The sequence below is a fragment of the Flavobacterium amylolyticum genome (assembly GCF_048284335.1).
In the GTDB taxonomy this organism is placed as follows: Bacteria; Bacteroidota; Bacteroidia; order Flavobacteriales; family Flavobacteriaceae; genus Flavobacterium.
On record NZ_JBLVPG010000002.1, the window covers coordinates 650,618 to 665,463 of the forward strand.

At 33.8% G+C, this 14,846-nt stretch carries 12 protein-coding genes; all 12 read left to right on the plus strand.

Going from position 1 to position 14,846, the window contains the following annotated elements; all coding sequences use genetic code 11:
* The first annotated feature begins 6 nt into the window (after nt 1-6).
* The 12 genes from ACNQF9_RS08990 to ACNQF9_RS09045 all read left to right on the plus strand — a co-directional run bounded on the left by ACNQF9_RS08990 (nt 7) and on the right by ACNQF9_RS09045 (nt 14,813).
* Nucleotides 7-1,305: an efflux RND transporter permease subunit gene (locus ACNQF9_RS08990; RefSeq protein WP_417990088.1), complete on the plus strand. Its 1,299-nt coding sequence runs from the start codon at nt 7-9 to the stop codon at nt 1,303-1,305.
* Nucleotides 1,302-3,239, plus strand: coding sequence for an efflux RND transporter permease subunit (locus tag ACNQF9_RS08995; protein ID WP_417990089.1), 1,938 nt, complete (start codon nt 1,302-1,304; stop codon nt 3,237-3,239). The genes ACNQF9_RS08990 and ACNQF9_RS08995 overlap by 4 nt, the downstream gene beginning before the upstream one ends.
* On the plus strand, nt 3,226-4,479 hold the full coding sequence (locus tag ACNQF9_RS09000) for a TolC family protein (RefSeq protein ID WP_417990090.1): 1,254 nt from the start codon (nt 3,226-3,228) through the stop codon (nt 4,477-4,479). Before ACNQF9_RS08995 ends, ACNQF9_RS09000 begins: the two co-directional genes overlap by 14 nt.
* Nucleotides 4,480-4,481: 2 nt before the next feature.
* The gene (locus ACNQF9_RS09005) at nt 4,482-5,735 is read left to right on the plus strand and encodes a heavy metal-binding domain-containing protein (protein ID WP_417990091.1); all 1,254 of its coding nucleotides are present in this window, start codon (nt 4,482-4,484) and stop codon (nt 5,733-5,735) included.
* Nucleotides 5,732-6,946: a heavy metal-binding domain-containing protein gene (locus tag ACNQF9_RS09010; protein ID WP_417990092.1), complete on the plus strand. Its 1,215-nt coding sequence runs from the start codon at nt 5,732-5,734 to the stop codon at nt 6,944-6,946. Before ACNQF9_RS09005 ends, ACNQF9_RS09010 begins: the two co-directional genes overlap by 4 nt.
* A 29-nt stretch (nt 6,947-6,975) precedes the next feature.
* Nucleotides 6,976-7,536, plus strand: coding sequence for a helix-turn-helix domain-containing protein (locus ACNQF9_RS09015; RefSeq protein ID WP_417990093.1), 561 nt, complete (start codon nt 6,976-6,978; stop codon nt 7,534-7,536).
* Nucleotides 7,537-7,613: 77 nt separating this feature from the next.
* Nucleotides 7,614-10,202 carry a heavy metal translocating P-type ATPase gene (locus tag ACNQF9_RS09020; RefSeq protein ID WP_417959852.1) on the plus strand — a complete coding sequence of 863 codons (2,589 nt, stop codon included), beginning with the start codon at nt 7,614-7,616 and terminating at the stop codon, nt 10,200-10,202.
* Nucleotides 10,203-10,236: 34 nt separating this feature from the next.
* Nucleotides 10,237-11,481: a hypothetical protein gene (locus ACNQF9_RS09025; protein WP_417990094.1), complete on the plus strand. Its 1,245-nt coding sequence runs from the start codon at nt 10,237-10,239 to the stop codon at nt 11,479-11,481.
* An 11-nt stretch (nt 11,482-11,492) separates the two neighbouring features.
* Nucleotides 11,493-12,557 carry a YncE family protein gene (locus tag ACNQF9_RS09030; RefSeq protein WP_417959850.1) on the plus strand — a complete coding sequence of 355 codons (1,065 nt, stop codon included), beginning with the start codon at nt 11,493-11,495 and terminating at the stop codon, nt 12,555-12,557.
* A gap of 115 nt (nt 12,558-12,672) precedes the next feature.
* Nucleotides 12,673-13,383, plus strand: a complete 711-nt coding sequence (locus ACNQF9_RS09035) for a PepSY domain-containing protein (RefSeq protein WP_417959849.1) — start codon at nt 12,673-12,675, stop codon at nt 13,381-13,383.
* Nucleotides 13,384-13,430: 47 nt separating this feature from the next.
* Entirely contained in the window at nt 13,431-14,300 is an 870-nt protein-coding gene (locus ACNQF9_RS09040; protein WP_417959848.1) for a DUF2911 domain-containing protein, read from the plus strand.
* Nucleotides 14,301-14,327: 27 nt separating this feature from the next.
* The gene (locus ACNQF9_RS09045; RefSeq protein WP_417959847.1) at nt 14,328-14,813 is read left to right on the plus strand and encodes a DUF305 domain-containing protein; all 486 of its coding nucleotides are present in this window, start codon (nt 14,328-14,330) and stop codon (nt 14,811-14,813) included.
* Nucleotides 14,814-14,846: the final 33 nt, after the last annotated feature.

Genomic DNA, 14,846 nt, shown 5'->3' on the forward strand with positions numbered 1-14,846 from the left:
AAAATTATGGTAGAAAAATTAATATCATTTTCACTAAAAAACAGATTTGTAGTCTTACTCGTCTCAGCTTGCTTACTCGCTTGGGGTATTTACAGCGTGCAACAAAACCCTATTGATGCCATTCCTGATTTATCGGAGAATCAAGTTATTGTATTTACAGAATGGATGGGAAGAAGTCCACAGGTCATCGAGGATCAAGTCACTTATCCATTGGTCTCCAACTTACAAGGAATCCCAAAAATCAAAAATATTCGTGCCTCCTCTATGTTTGGAATGAGTTTCGTATATATCATCTTCGAAGATGATGTCGATATATATTGGGCAAGAACTCGAGTATTGGAAAGATTAAATTATGCCCAGCGATTGTTGCCTCAAAATGTAGTGCCGACATTAGGACCAGATGGAACTGGAGTAGGACATATTTTTTGGTATCATTTAGAAACTAACGGTATGGACTTGGGAGAACAAAGAGCCTTGCAAGATTGGTACGTAAAATTTGCATTACAAACTGTTCCCGGCGTTGCTGAAGTAGCATCATTTGGTGGGTTTGAAAAACAGTACCAATTAGTGTTAGATCCATTAAAAATGCAATACTACAAGGTGAGTATGATGGAAGTGATGAATGCAGTGAAAGCAAATAACAATGATGTTGGTGGTCGAAAATTTGAGATGAGCAATATGTCTTACATCGTGAGAGGTTTGGGTTACATAAAAAACATTAAAGATGTAGAAAACATTGCTGTAAAAAATTATAATTCCGTTCCAGTAAAAGTAAAAGACATTGGTTCGATACAAATGGGAGGCGATTTGCGCTTGGGAATTTTTGACGAAAATGGAACAGGTGAAGTGGTGGGAGGAATTGTAGTCATGCGGTATGGTGAAAATGCAGATAAAGTGATAAAAGCGGTTAAATTAAAAATGAAAGAAGTCGAAAAAGGATTGCCTGACGGCGTTTCTTTTAAAACGTCTTATGACCGAAGTGAATTGATTGAAAAAGCTATCGCATCGGTTAAAGGAACTTTGATAGAAGAAATGATTGTTGTTTCAATTGTTATATTACTTTTTCTTTTTCATTGGCGAAGTGCTTTAATTATCTTAATACAATTGCCTATATCTGTGGCAATTGGCTTTATTTTGCTTGAAGCATTTGGGATATCATCTAATATCATGTCATTAACTGGGATTGCACTAGCTATCGGTGTTGTCGTCGATGACGGAATTGTAATGGTGGAAAATGCGTATCGGACAATTTCGGAGAAACAGGAAGAAATGGAGAGCAATCAGAATAATTCGGAAATAAAATGATAGATAAAATAAAAAATATATTCAAAAAAGAACACGACCCCTTATCTTCTGAAGAAAAATTACAACTTATAGAAAAGTCTTCAAAATTAGTTGGTCCAGGTGTCTTTTATTCAACACTCATTGTGATCGCTTCCTTTTTACCTGTATTTCTTCTCACGGGTATGGAAGGCAAATTGTTCAGCCCATTGGCCTGGACAAAATCATTTATACTAATAGTAGATGCTTTTTTGGCCATTACCCTAACCCCAGTTCTAATTAGTTTTCTGCTTAAAGGCAAACTTCGTCCAGAAAACAAAAATCCAATTAACAAAAAACTGGAAAGCGTTTATACTCCTATTTTAATTTTTTGCTTAAAATGGAGGAAAACAGTATTAGGTATTAATATAATTGCACTCCTGATTGGCGTTTTAATGTTTACACGTCTAGGGACCGAATTTATGCCCCCTTTAGATGAAGGTTCCGTGCTTTTTATGCCTGTAACATTACCCGATGTTTCCAATTCTGAGGTCAAAAGAATTTTACAAGTGCAAGACAAATTGATAAAATCAATACCCGAAGTGGCGCATGTTTTAGGCAAAGCCGGACGCGCTAATACAGCAACCGATAACAGTCCTATAAGCATGATTGAAACGATTGTTTTACTAAAACCCCAACACGAATGGAGAGAAGACAAAACGAAAGCCGATATTGTTAATGACATAAATAATAAACTTCAAATTCCTGGAGTTACAAATGGTTTTACACAGCCCATCATTAATAGAATTAATATGCTTGCTACTGGTATTAGAACCGATGTAGGAATAAAGATTTATGGAGCAAGTTTAGACACTATTAATGTTTTATCTCAAAAAATAAAAAAAGCCCTCGAGGGTACTTCTGGCGTAAAAGATTTATATGCGGAACCGATTACTGGCGGAAAGTACATCGATATCAAGGCAAAAAGAGAGGCTATTGGCAGATACGGACTTACAATAGATGATATAAACAACGTGGTAGAAGCGTCTATTGGTGGCATGAAACTCACCACAACCATTGAGGGACGACAACGATTTTCGGTAAATGCAAGATATGCTCAAGAATACAGAAATAGTATTGAGGCATTAAAAAAACTTCAAGTGCAAACAATGGAGTTTGGTCCTATTCCACTAGAAGCTGTTGCCGATGTAAAAATAAGCGATGGTCCTCCAATGATAAATAGCGAAAATGCAATGTTACGAGGAAGTGTATTGTTTAATGTACGAGATCGTGATCTGGGAAGTACAGTAAAAGAAGCGCAAGAAAAATTGAATGCAATGATCACTAAAATGCCAAAAGGCTATTATGTGGAGTGGAGCGGACAGTGGGAAAATCAAATCAGAGCCAATAAAACATTACGCCTGATTTTACCTGTAGTTGTCATCATTATTTTCCTTATTCTTTACTTCACTTATCATTCTATGAAAGAAGCACTGATTACAATGATAACCGTACCGTTTGCTTTAATTGGTGGGATTTTTATGGTCTATTTTTATGGAATAAATTTATCCGTTGCAGTCGCAGTTGGTTTTATTGCACTATTTGGAATGGCAATCGAAACCGCGATGTTAATGACTATTTATTTAAATGAGGCAATGAATAAAATGGTAGAAAAACACGGGAACAGTGCAGCAACAATTACAGAAGCAATTTTGAAACAGTACATTATTGACGGTTCTGCCAAAAGGTTGCGACCAAAACTAATGACCGTTTCCGTTTCGTTATTTGGATTAATTCCTATTCTTTGGGCAACAGGAACGGGTGCCGATGTGATGCTGCCAATTACGGTTCCACTCATTGGGGGTACAATTACCTCAACAATTTATGTATTATTAGTAACCCCTATAGTTTTTGAGATGGTGAAACTTCGAGAATTAAAAACAAAAGGCAAAATAGAACTTATAGATGTTAAAGAATAACTGTTATATCGCAATAAGCTGTTTGATTTTAAGTACTACTAATATGGTGGCGCAAACGCTTTCGTTGGATGCTGTTTTGACGAATGTCAAAACAAATAATCCTCAACTAAAAATGTATGATGCTGATATTCAAAGTATGGATGCTGCTGCAAAAGGCGCCAAAAGTTGGATGGCACCACAAGTGGAAACGGGTTTTTTTATGACACCTTATAATACCAAAATGTGGAAAGCAAGTGAAATGTCTCCGGGTATGGGATCCTACATGGTGGGCGTTACACAAATGATCCCGAATGCCAGAAAACTGAAGTCTGATTTCAATTACATGAACGCCATGTCATCTGTTGAAAAAGAAAATAAAGAGTATACAATTAATCAATTAAAGGCACTGGCAAAAACAAATTATTACCAATGGCTGGTTTTAAATAAAAAAATAAAAATAGCGGATGATAATTTATTGCTCTTAGGATATATGATAAAAAGTATGGAAATACGCTATCAGTATAATATGGATAAATTGCCAACTTATTACAAAGCAAAATCGCAATACGGTGCATTAGAAAGTATGATTGTAATGTTACAAAACGATATTTCCCAGAAGCGAATTATGCTGAATACATTGATGGCTAGAGATAAAAACACTTCGTTTGAAATAGATGAAACCTATAAATTACATGATTTTGATGCCATAAAAGCAGATACAAATTCACTTTCTCAAAACCGAAGTGATGTTCAAGCGATTGAAAAAACAATGGTATTAAATCAATTAAAAATTGAAACCGAGAAAGCAAAATTATTACCGGAATTTGGTGTTAAATACGACCATATGTTTGCCTTTGGAGAACAACCAAAACAATTCACTTTGATGGGAATGATTACTATTCCGATGCCTTGGTCAACAAAAATGAATGAAGCCAATATCAACAGTTTTAAAATTAAGAATGAAGGTCTCAACTGGCAAAAGCAAATGATTTTGAATGAAGCATCAGGAATGATTTTGGGTATGAATACCGAACTAATAAACCTAAAAAAACAATATGATATTGCTGAAAAAAATATCATTCCTGCCTTAAAACGAAATTATGATACGGCAATATTGGCGTGGCAGAATAATACGGGAGATCTGTTTGTAGTTTTGGGTGCTTGGGAAGCATTAAATATGGCCCAAATTGATCTTCTGGATAAATTACAAAATATTTTAAGCACACAAGTAGAAATCGAAAAACAACTAGAAATCAAATAATTATGAATAAATATTTAAAATATAGTTTAATTTTAATCGTAATTTCTAGTATAGGATTTGCTGTCTATTTCTTTACAATAAAATCAGAGAGTCATTCGGAATTAGAACATCAAAACGAGGTTTATACTTGTTCGATGCATCCCCAAATCATTAGAGATAAACCAGGAAACTGTCCGATTTGCGGAATGACTTTGGTGAAAAAAATAACAGAAAGCCAGGCTGAGGAAGACAATTCTATTGACAATCTTTTGAAACCTACTGATAATTTTATCGTCGGTGATTATCAAACTACAACAGCCAAAGACACGACATTAAGCAGTGAGATAAACTTACCCGGAATACTGTCCTACGATCCAAATTCCTCCGTAAATACTGCGGCTCGAATAAGTGGAAGAATAGAAAAAATGTATGTCAATTACAAGTATCAAAAAGTAACTAAAGGACAGAAATTATTTGATTTATACAGCCCCGAATTATTGACAGAACAGCAAAATTTTATTTATTTAGTTTCCAATGATTCCGAAAACACCGCAATAATTAAAGCCTCAAAGCAAAAATTATTGCTATATGGAATGACAAATAATCAAATAAACACATTGTCTTCTTCCAAAAAAGTAAATCCTCGAGTTTCAATTTACAGTCCAGCTTCTGGAATTGTTCAAGGAACAGAAAAAATGGATAATACAAGCAATTCTACGATGCTAAATGCAAGTAACAATACCGAAATATTAAACATAAAGGAAGGTAACTACATAAAAAAGGGAGAAGTCATTTTTAAATTAGTAAATACCGATAAAGTATGGGGCATCTTTAATGTTAGCCAGGGATACAATAGTCTAATTAAAACCAATCAATCAATCAAAATTACGACAGAATTAGACAAAAATGAATTTATCGATGCACAAATAAATTTTATTGAAACTCAGTTTAATGCAGCAGATAAATCCAATAGAATTAGGGTATACCTCAACAACAATAAACTAAAATTTCCCATAGGTCTCCGATTGCAAGGCATTATAAAAACAAATCCGACGAAAGCCATCTGGTTAGAAAAACAAGCACTGGTAAGCATTGGCAGCAAGAAAATAGTTTTTATAAAAATGAATAATGGCTTTAAAGCGACCGAAATAAAAGCAGGAATTGAAATAGATGATTTTATTCAGATCGTCAGTGGAATTTCCGTTGAAGATACCCTCGCTAAAAATGCACAATATTTAATTGATAGCGAAAGCTTTATTAAAACCGAAAAATTATGAAAACCATAAAAATAATAGGCATGCTATCACTACTACTTACCTTATTTATAGCTTGCAATACCAAAAATAAAGAAGACCATAGTGGCCATAATGGTAAAGAAACAATTTTCTACACTTGTTCTATGGATCCTCAAGTAAAGGAAGATAAACCAGGAAAATGTCCCATTTGTCATATGGATTTAACGCCTATAAAAAGTGACGACACAGCTGTAAATGAGATAAGCTTGAGTAAACAGCAGTTACAATTGGGGAACATCACCATACAAACGATTGCAACAACTCAAAGTAGTTTAGAGCAAAATTATACAGGAGTTTTAACAATGAATCAAGAGAAAATTAACACCATTTCTGCCAGAGCAATGGGGCGAATTGAAAAATTATACTTCAAAACAGTGGGAGATTATGTTGCTAAAAACGAACCAGTATATCAATTGTACAGCGAAGATATTGCTATTGCTAAACAAGATTACTTCACAGCATACAAACAACTAACCATGCCGGGTGATTTTGGGAAAAATGCACGTACGATGCTTATTGCTGCCAAACAAAAATTATTATTCTTTGGTTTATCCTATGCCCAAATTGAAACTATAAAATCGAGTAAAGAAATTTCTCCGTACACTATTTTTTATAGTAATAGCAGTGGAACTATCTCAGAGATAATAGCAACAGAAGGCAGTTATGCAATGGAAGGTGCTGGTATTATTAAATTGGCAAATTTAAATAGTCTTTGGCTCGAAACACAGGTAAATATAAATTATGCAAAAAGCATGCAACTTGGACAAAACGCCACAGTTTCATTTACTGATTATCCTGATAAAACAATAATTGCAAAAATTACCTTCATCAATCCTGAAATAAATCCAGATACCAGACTGATTTTAATTCGAATGGAAATACCCAATCAAAATTTGCTGTTAAAACCCGGAATGCAGGCAATTGCAAGATTGACACAATCCAATATAAAAGGCGTATTTATACCTAGTGATGCTGTTATAAGAGAAGAAAATGCTTCGTACATCTGGATTGAAAAAAGACCGGGAGTATTTGGAAGCCTTATGGTTGAAACTGGATTGGAAATTAATGGGATGATTGAAATTAAATCAGAAATGGATCCAACCAAAAAAGTGGTAATTACCGGGGCGTACGCCATAAATAGTGAATACAAATTTCGTAAAGGAAGTGATCCTATGGCGGGAATGGAAATGTAGAAAGTCTTAAAAATAACAACGAACATCGAATGAAATTATATATAAAAAACATGGTCTGTAGCCGTTGCAAAATGGTAGTAAAGTCTATATTTGAAAATATAGGTATTGATACTATTTCGATTGAATTGGGTGAAGTTGAATTGAAAAATGACATTCAGGAAGAGCAAAAACAGGAATTACTCAAAAGCCTTCGCTTAATTGGTTTTGAATTAATAGACGATAAAAAAAGTAAAACTATTGATAAGATTAAAACGCTGATCATTGATTTAGTGCAAAACAAAAATAATGATTTAAAAACGAACTTATCAGATTTTATATCGCAACAAATACATCAGGATTATAATACATTGAGCAACCTTTTTTCAGAAGTTGAAAATACAACTATCGAGAAGTATTTCATTAATCAAAAAATTGAGAAAGTTAAAGAATTGATTATTTATGACGAACTGTCACTAAGCGAAATTGCTTATTCTTTAAATTACAATAGTGTTTCGCATTTGAGTAACCAATTTAAAAAAGCGACAGGCTTTTCGCCAACCTATTTCAAGAATTTAAAGTCCATGAAAAGGAAGCAAATCGAAGATTTATAAATCTTGCAAATCAAACCCAAAATTGTGCAACTCAAAGAAGAAGTTATACTGGAAATTTGTATTAAAATAAAATAAATATGATACATACTTATAACATTACCGGGATGACCTGCGATGGTTGTTTATCTAAAGTAAAAAAAACATTGAATGCTATTGATGGGATTCAAGCCTCTGTTTCATTGCAACCGCCAATTGCAACCATAACAATGAAAGAACATATTCCAATTACACAATTACAGCAAGCATTATCAGCCGTTGGAAAATACACTATAACCGTGGAGGCTGCTGCTGACAAAACATCTGAAGCAAAAGACAAGCCAACGCAAAATTCGTGCTGTAGCTCTAAAACAAATGAGATTGCCGATAAACCGGCAGAAAAATCATGTTGCAGTACTAAAGTGCATGACAATAAAGATACAATGTCCTTATCTGATAATGCTCAAGGTAAATACTATTGTCCGATGCATTGCGCAGGCGAAAAAGTATATGATAAACCCGGTGATTGTCCGGTTTGCGGAATGGATTTGATAAAAGAATTTGAGTTAACGGTTAGCAAAACGTTGTACACCTGTCCTATGCATCCTGTAGTTATTCAAGACGGTCCAGGCTCATGTCCAATTTGCGGTATGGACTTAGTACCAATGGAGCCAAGTGAGAGCGAAGACCAAAAGACTTATAAAGATTTGGTCAAAAAAATGAAAATAGCGGTCGTATTTACGGTTCCCATTTTTGCAATAGCAATGATAGAGATGGCGCATAACAATCCTCTATTGAAAATAATGGATGCCTCAAAATGGAATTTGGTACAACTGTTGCTTTCGCTTCCTGTTGTTTTTTATGCCTGTTGGATATTTTTTGTCCGTGCATGGAAATCCATAATTACATGGAATTTAAATATGTTTACCCTTATTGGAATTGGTACGGGAGTTGCCTTTTTATTTAGTTTAGTCGGAATGTTTTTTCCAAATTTATTCCCAAGCGAATTCAAAACTGAACATGGAACAGTACTACTCTATTTTGAAGCCACAACAGTCATTTTAACATTGGTTCTGCTAGGACAGCTGTTAGAAGCAAGAGCACACAGTCAAACCAGTGGTGCCATAAAAGAATTATTGAAATTAGCCCCCACCGAAGCGACTTTGGTCATCGAAGGAGGGGACAAAGTAATCTCGATTCACGACATCAAAAAAGGAGATTTATTGCGTGTCAAACCCGGAGATAAAATTCCTGTTGATGGAAAAATTACCGATGGAGAAAGTACTATCGATGAATCTATGATTTCAGGAGAGCCTATTCCTGTTGATAAAAAGAGAGATGATTCAGTTATAGCGGGAACGATCAACGGAAACAAATCATTCGTAATGATTGCCGAGAAAGTAGGTTCGGAAACCTTGCTTTCGCAAATTGTTAAGATGGTAAATGATGCAAGCCGCTCTAAAGCACCCATTCAAAAACTCGCGGATAGCATTGCTAAATATTTTGTACCGATTGTAGTTGTAGTTTCTGTACTAACCTTTTTTGTTTGGGCAAAATTTGGACCGGAACCTGCCCTGGTCTATGGTTTTATCAATGCCATTGCAGTATTAATAATTGCCTGTCCTTGTGCTTTGGGATTAGCCACACCAATGTCGGTAATGGTCGGTGTAGGCAAAGGGGCACAATCTGGAGTGCTGATAAAAAATGCGGAAGCATTAGAAAACATGAACAAGGTAAATGTTTTGATAACCGATAAAACAGGTACCATTACCGAAGGAAAGCCTTCTGTCGAAAAAGTGTTCTCCTTACAAAATGACGAAAATGGGCTATTACAAAACATCGCTTCGTTAAATCAATACAGCGAACACCCATTGGCGCAAGCCGTAGTCAATTTTGCGAAAGCTAAAAACATTTCATTAATCGAAGTAAAGGATTTTGAAGCTATTGCTGGAAAAGGAGTTATTGGGACGGTAACCAATAAAAAAGTGGCACTCGGAAATAAAAAACTAATGGAGCAAGTGAACGCCACAGTTTCTGATGAATTGGAAAATAAAATTGTAGCCGAACAAAAACTAGGAAAAACCGTCTCCTATATTGCTGTAGATGGAATTGTAATTGGTTTTGTTGCCATTGCAGACAAGATAAAAGAAACAAGCAAAGAAGCAATAAAAGAACTGATGCGTCAGGGTGTTGAAGTAATAATGATAACGGGCGACAATGAAAACACCGCAAAAGCCGTTGCCGCCGAACTCGGTCTTAGTTCATTCATCGCAGGAGCCCTCCCCGAAGACAAACTAAATGAAATAAAACGCCTCCAATCCCTCGGGAAAATTGTCGCGATGGCAGGAGACGGTATCAATGATGCCCCTGCATTAGCACAGTCAGACATTGGAATTGCCATGGGTACCGGAACTGACGTGGCGATAGAAAGTGCTAAAATAACTTTAGTGAAAGGCGATTTACAAGGTATTGTGAAAGCCAAAAATTTGAGCCACGCAGTAATGAGTAACATTAAACAAAATTTGTTTTTTGCCTTTTTCTACAATGTTTTAGGTGTACCAATTGCAGCCGGAGTTTTATATCCATTTTTCGGGATTTTACTTTCTCCTATGATAGCAGCTTTGGCAATGAGCTTTAGCTCAGTATCGGTAATTGTAAATGCGTTAAGATTAAGACGTTTGAAACTTTAGAAAATAAGAATAGAAATTTATATCTTGAATTAAAATGAATAACCTTACTCAAATCATTCAACAATACAAAACCGATACGGAAAGTGTTTATAATACTTGGTTTGTCGATAACAACCAAAGGCTAAAAGCGTTTCGAACCATTCGTAGAGGAATTTTACAAGTCATTGACGATATCAAAAACAAGACTTTTCCAAATGATTTTAAAGGGAGTAGTTTAGAATTTGTGTTGAGTTGTATTGCAGAGCAAAAACAAATATTTGTTGGAGTGGCACATCCTTTTTATTGGAAACCAAAATTGCGAATTCCTGATATTTACGAAAATCCAAACAATAAAATCGCTTTCGGGCAATTTCTCGAAAACTGCATCAATGCAAAAACTGAGGAACAAGTTGTAAAAGAAATTGTAAAATTGGATGAATTAAAAATAAAAGGTTTAGGCCCAGCGGTAGCGAGTATTTTATATTTTTTGCATCCCACTTGGTTTCCGCCATTTAATACGGCAATTCTCAACGGATTTAATTTTCTATTTAAGGACAAAAAGAAGTTAGGAAGTTGGACAGAATATTTAAAAATTAGAGAAACATTAATCGAAACTAACAGCAAACATAAATCTGAATTATCAAATGATTTAGGAGCAATTGCAGGTTTGTGTTTTGAAATTGGAACCCAAAAAATGCTAATTGGTAATGATGAATATTTAAGCGAAGACGAACGTACGCGTTTTGAAAAGAATATTTTAAAACGACAAAAAGAAATTCAGGAAGAAAAATTGGCAGAAAATCTTCATAACGAAATGCAATACCATTTGCTTAAAATTGGAGTTTCATTAGGTTATGATGTTACACCAGCTAGTAATGATAAAAGTAAAGCATTCAATGATCAAAGTTTTTCGTTTATATCCATTAGTAAATTTCCAGAATTACCAACTGATAAAGATACCCAAAATACGATTAAACTCATTGACGTGCTTTGGTTTAAAAAAGGAACAAACAATATCATTGGAGCATTTGAAGTAGAAAAAAGCACCAGTATTTATTCTGGCATATTACGCCTTTCCGATTTATATTTTAGTATTTCAAACGGAGAAGAAGTTTTCTATATCATTATTCCGGACAGTCGCGAAAAAGATGTAATTCAACAACTTAACAGACCAGTGATTAAAAATTCAAAAATGAATATCAAATACATACTGTTTTCAGAATTGCGAAGTCAATGTGATGCGATTTGTAAATATGGTTCAGACTATTCAATAATGGAAAAAATTGCAAAATCAACTTAAATAATAAAAAAATGAAAAATCTTGTAGTACTCAAAAAATTTCAGATTATGGTAGTATTAGTAGTGGCTGGCTTAATAATTGGCAGTTGCAATAATCCAAAAAAAACAATGCAATTAGCAAAAGTATACGTAGCCAATGAGGATGGAGGTAGTATTTCTGTTATAAATTTTCAGGACAGTACAAAAAATACAGAAATATCAATTAGTGACTCTTCAGGAATGATGTTTATGGCTCATAACGTACAAGTTGCACCTGATGGAAAATCCGTTTGGGTGACGGCAATACCAATGGATAGTACAGCAACAAACCAATTGATAGTTATCGATCCAAACACTAATTCAATAAAAAAGCGTATTGAACTTGGTAAGGATTTGCATCTAGCTCATGTAGTTTTAGATAGTAAATCAGAATATGCTTATGCAAGTGCAAATGAAACAAATCAGATATTTCAAGTTGATGCCAAAACATATAAAATGACTCAAACTTTTGAGTTAGGAAAAGGATATTTACCACACGGTTTTAGACATCAAAACGGAAAACTTTATGTTGCAAATATGGATGCAAAAAGTATGTCTATTATTACTATTGCTGATGGCACAATAACTGACATTCCACTAGGAGGAGTGGCTGTGCAAGTTGCAACTACACAAGATGAAAAATTTATTTTTTCGAGTTTGTATGATACTAAAGAAGTAGTAAAATATGATATTAAAAATGGTCAACTAACAAGAATAAAATTGCCAAATGATGCACAAGGTCCAATTCAATTATATGCCACTCCAGACAGCAAATTTTTATATGTAGCCGATCAAGGGGAAACAATGGGTAGACCTGTTTCAAATAAAGTTTTTGTAATTGACATAACCAGTAACAAAGTTATTAAAACCATAACCGTAGGCAATAAAGCGCATGGTGTAGTGGTTAGCAAAGACGGAAAAACAGTTTATGTAACCAATGGTGGCGACAATACTATTTCAGTAATAGAGGTGGCAACTCAAAAAGTAATTAATACAATTGCAGTAGGCAAAAAACCGAATGGTATAAGTTATTGGTTCGAAACTGGCGGAATGGAATAGAAAATTAAGCAATGAATATTCAAATATATGCTGTTTTATATAATTGCAATTTTAATGCAATTTTCAAGGTTAGTTCAATTTATTTAACAATTTCAAAAAAAAAATTAAAAGGTAAATGATTAAAGGAAAAAAAGCAAAATGGATTAGAAAGTCTCACCGATATTTAGGGATATTTTTGGGTCTTCAATTTTTAATGTGGACTATTAGTGGTCTGTATTTTAGTTGGTCTAACATTGATGACATTCATGGAATGCAATTTCATAAAAAAGGAATTGTTGCTGAGTCGTTTTCGGGTTTAATTAGTCCTTCACTTCTTCATCCTTCGATAGCAATTCAATCTATCGAATTAAGGAAAATAAATAATCAACCTTTTTATTGGGTGAATGAGAAGATGCTTTATAATGCGAAAAATGGAAAATTAAAAAATGGGATCTCTAAAAAAGAAGCATTGTCAATTGCAGATAAATACATTATATCAGGTTTAAAAGTAAAAGAAATACAACTCATTAAAGAAGTAGGGAAACACCATGAATATAGAGAACATTTATTACCTGCCTATGTTATTTCATACCAAGAACCAGATAATTTAAAAGCTTATATTTCAGTAAATGATGGAGGTTTTCAGACGATTAGACATAGAAATTGGCGATGGTTTGACTTTTTATGGATGACCCATACCATGGATTATGAAGGTCGAGATAATATGAATAATATTGTTTTGCGACTATTTTCATTGTTAGGGTTAATAACTGTTTTAAGTGGTTTTTTACTTTGGTATATCTCTTCGCCTACCATTAGAATAATCTGGAGGAAAATAAAAAAATAATTTAACATAATAAAACAAACCATAAAATTAATTTAAAATCAAAAACCATGAGAAAAATAATTCTAATACATTTCTTTATTTTACAAGCATTAGTAATTTCGGCACAAGAAAAAGTTCAAATAAAACTAACTTCGGCAAGTCCATCGGCATCATTTGAACAAGAATTGGGAAGCACAATAATCAAAGTTTCTTACAACAGACCATTAGCAAGAGGCAGAAAAATATTTGGTGAATTAGTGCCTTTTGAAAAACTTTGGCGAACTGGCGCTAGTGATTGTACTTTAATAACTACTAACGAAGATATTGTATTTGGAAATACTACTTTAAAAATGGGTAGCTACTCAATATTCACAATACCTTCTACAAAGGAGTGGACAATAATTGTAAATGCAGATACAACATTACACGGCGAAACTGGATATGATGCCAAAAAAGATGTTTTTCGTTTAACAGTTCCAGTAGAAAGCGTACCCAATTTCTATGAAACATTTACAATCGAAATAAATGACATTAACAGCAAAGGAGAGGGATTTCTAAAAATAATATGGGAAAATTCGATGGTGAAAATTCCAATAAAAAGTAAAGCAGATGAAGCTATTTTTGCGATAATAGATAAAAACATCATTAAAGAAAAAACCCTTGATGCTAATTTATTATTTCAAGCAGCAAACTATTATTACAGTACAAACAGAGATTACGAACAAGCAGTAGCTTGGCTTTTAGAAGCCGCAAAATTGGATCCAGATAATTTTTATTATCCTAATTTGAGACAAAAAATAGCAACGGAATTAAAAGACTATCCAAGTGCAATTGAAGCCGGTAAAAAAGCTTTATCTATAGCAGAATTAAAAAAAATGAAAAGTGTAGAATCACTCAAAAAACAAATTTTAGAGATGGAGTTACTATTGAACAAATAAATTAATTTTAAATCAAAAATTATGAAAATGAAACACACAACAGAAGAGCATACACAAGAATTAAGTTTAACTATGTACAAGAAATTAGCGATTATGATAGTGGTATCATTTATAGCTATGTACATACTAATGTATTCAATGGTAGATGTTTTTGCCAATGTAATACCCAATATAAACCAATTTTACATGGCTGGACTGATGACCATGCCGATGCTCATAATTGAACTTCTAGTAATGGGTAGCATGTATGGCAACAAAAAATTAAATATTTCACTGGTTGTCGCAGGTTTTATTGGTTTGATTCTATTTTTTACAGGAATTAGACAACAGGCAGCTGTTGGGGATAAAGAATTTTTAAAATCAATGATACCACACCATGCTGCAGCAATACTAATGGGAAAAGAAGCATCGGTTACCGACCCTGAAATAAAGGAATTAATTAAAAATATTATTACCAGCCAACAGGCAGAAATTGAACAGATGAAAGCAAAGCTCAAAGAATTAGACAAATAACTCCATGAGAATTAGTAAATCAATTTTAAACTA

Coding starts and splice junctions, on each gene's coding strand:
- ACNQF9_RS08990 (WP_417990088.1), top strand. CDS start 7: ATGGTAGAAAAATTAATATCATTTTCACTAAAAAACAGATTTGTAGTC.
- ACNQF9_RS08995 (WP_417990089.1), top strand. CDS start 1,302: ATGATAGATAAAATAAAAAATATATTCAAAAAAGAACACGACCCCTTA.
- ACNQF9_RS09000 (WP_417990090.1), top strand. CDS start 3,226: ATGTTAAAGAATAACTGTTATATCGCAATAAGCTGTTTGATTTTAAGT.
- ACNQF9_RS09005 (WP_417990091.1), top strand. CDS start 4,482: ATGAATAAATATTTAAAATATAGTTTAATTTTAATCGTAATTTCTAGT.
- ACNQF9_RS09010 (WP_417990092.1), top strand. CDS start 5,732: ATGAAAACCATAAAAATAATAGGCATGCTATCACTACTACTTACCTTA.
- ACNQF9_RS09015 (WP_417990093.1), top strand. CDS start 6,976: ATGAAATTATATATAAAAAACATGGTCTGTAGCCGTTGCAAAATGGTA.
- ACNQF9_RS09020 (WP_417959852.1), top strand. CDS start 7,614: ATGATACATACTTATAACATTACCGGGATGACCTGCGATGGTTGTTTA.
- ACNQF9_RS09025 (WP_417990094.1), top strand. CDS start 10,237: ATGAATAACCTTACTCAAATCATTCAACAATACAAAACCGATACGGAA.
- ACNQF9_RS09030 (WP_417959850.1), top strand. CDS start 11,493: ATGAAAAATCTTGTAGTACTCAAAAAATTTCAGATTATGGTAGTATTA.
- ACNQF9_RS09035 (WP_417959849.1), top strand. CDS start 12,673: ATGATTAAAGGAAAAAAAGCAAAATGGATTAGAAAGTCTCACCGATAT.
- ACNQF9_RS09040 (WP_417959848.1), top strand. CDS start 13,431: ATGAGAAAAATAATTCTAATACATTTCTTTATTTTACAAGCATTAGTA.
- ACNQF9_RS09045 (WP_417959847.1), top strand. CDS start 14,328: ATGAAACACACAACAGAAGAGCATACACAAGAATTAAGTTTAACTATG.